Origin of the sequence: Collinsella aerofaciens, assembly GCF_040915545.1 — a bacterium.
Classification (GTDB): domain Bacteria; phylum Actinomycetota; class Coriobacteriia; order Coriobacteriales; family Coriobacteriaceae; genus Collinsella; species Collinsella aerofaciens_BE.
The window spans coordinates 1-1,585 of sequence record NZ_JBCPDH010000068.1; the positions used below are offsets into that span (position 1 = coordinate 1).

1 protein-coding gene is annotated in these 1,585 nt (G+C 70.9%); it reads left to right on the forward strand.

Features of this window, described 5'->3' with window-relative positions; translation table 11 throughout:
- Positions 1-136 precede the first annotated feature (136 nt).
- Positions 137-1,246, forward strand: coding sequence for an IS110 family RNA-guided transposase (locus AB5202_RS09930; RefSeq protein WP_331880756.1), 1,110 nt, complete (start codon positions 137-139; stop codon positions 1,244-1,246).
- The last annotated feature ends 339 nt before the right edge of the window (positions 1,247-1,585 follow it).

Below are 1,585 nucleotides of genomic sequence, written 5' to 3' on the forward strand. Positions count from 1 at the left end.
AAGACGATATGAGAAAGCCATTTGGGTCGCCTCCCCCGCGGCGCAGCTTCTTTCCGCGGGCTCGGGATGCCACAATGGGCTTTGAGTATCGGCCCGTGCGGTAGCCCTTACCGCACCTGCGGGGAGGAGGCTTCCCATGCCCCATGTTACCTCCATCGGCCTGGACGTCCACGCGCGATCGGTCGCCGCCGCGGCGTTCAACCCCTTCACCGGCGAGGTGGTGCACCGTGACTTCGGGACGGACGCCGCCGAGATCGCGGAGTGGGCCCTCGGGTTCGAGGAGCCCAGGGCCTGCTACGAGAGCGGCCCCACCGGCTTCCACATGGCGCGCGAGCTGCGCGCGCTCGGCCTCGACTGCGCCGTGGCAGCCGTCTCCAAGATGCAGAGGCCGGCGGCGGACGCGCGCCGCAAGAACGACCGGCGCGACGCCGAGTTCATCGCCCGCATGCTCGCCACCCACAACATCGTGGAGGTCCCGCTGCCCGATGCGGCCGTCGAGGCCGCCCGGGACCTCGACCGCGCCCTCGACGACGCCACGGCGGAGTACCGCCGCGCCAGGCAGCGCCTCAACATGTTCCTGATCAGGCTGGGCCACGTCTGGGACGAGCGCAACGCCGACGGGACGAGGAAGGGATCTTGGACGCGCGCCCACTGGAGGTGGATATCCGGGATCAGGCTCGAGGGGCCCCAGCGCGACGTGCTCGAGTACTACGTCACGGCCGCGAGGTGCGCGGAGTCGGACCGCCGGCAGCTCGAGAAGAAGGTGCTCGCCCTCGCCCGGACCGACCGGTGGCGCCCGGCCGTCGAGGCGCTCTCCTGCATCAAGGGAATCGACACCCTGACGGCCTTCAGGCTCGCAGCCGAGGCGGGCTCCTTCACGAGGTTCCGGACGGCCCCGGCCTTCGCGAGCTGGTGCGGGCTGGTCCCGTCGGAGCGCTCGAGCGGCGAGACCGAGCGGCGCGGCGGGATAACCAAGACGGGCAACCGGCTCGCCAGGACGGCACTGGTGGAGTCGGCGTGGCACTACCTGACGTGCACGCCCCGCCCGAAGGCCCCGGCGCCCGGCGCGGACGTCCCCGCGGCGATCCGGGCGCGCGCCGACGACTGCACCGCCAGGCTCTGCCGCCGCCGCGAGGCGCTGGCGGCGGCGGGCAAGAGCTCGTGCAAGGCAAACGCCGCCGTCGCGCGCGAGCTCGCCTGCTGGGTCTGGGAGATCGGGCGCCGGGCGGAGGGGACCCTCGGCTGACCCCGTCGGACAACAAGCCTCCCGCCGGGAGGGCCCGCGCCTCGACGCATCGCCGGCGCGCGTTCACGAGCCCTTTTTGGGCAGCCCAAGGGCCGCGCCCGTGAACAAGACTGGTTTCGGACGAGCGCGCCGGACGGAGAATCGAAATGCGGTGGGGTGCGCGGACATACCGGGCTGACCGCCGGCAGCGCGCCCGCAAGAGCCCGCGGATATTAGCTTGCCAGGCAAGCGTCGACTAAACGTGCAGCGTGCGCGGGCCCTCCCGACGGGAAACGAAAAAGCCCGGTTTAAAACCGGGCTCGAACAAACACGCCTATTGACAATGGCTTTCTCATATTA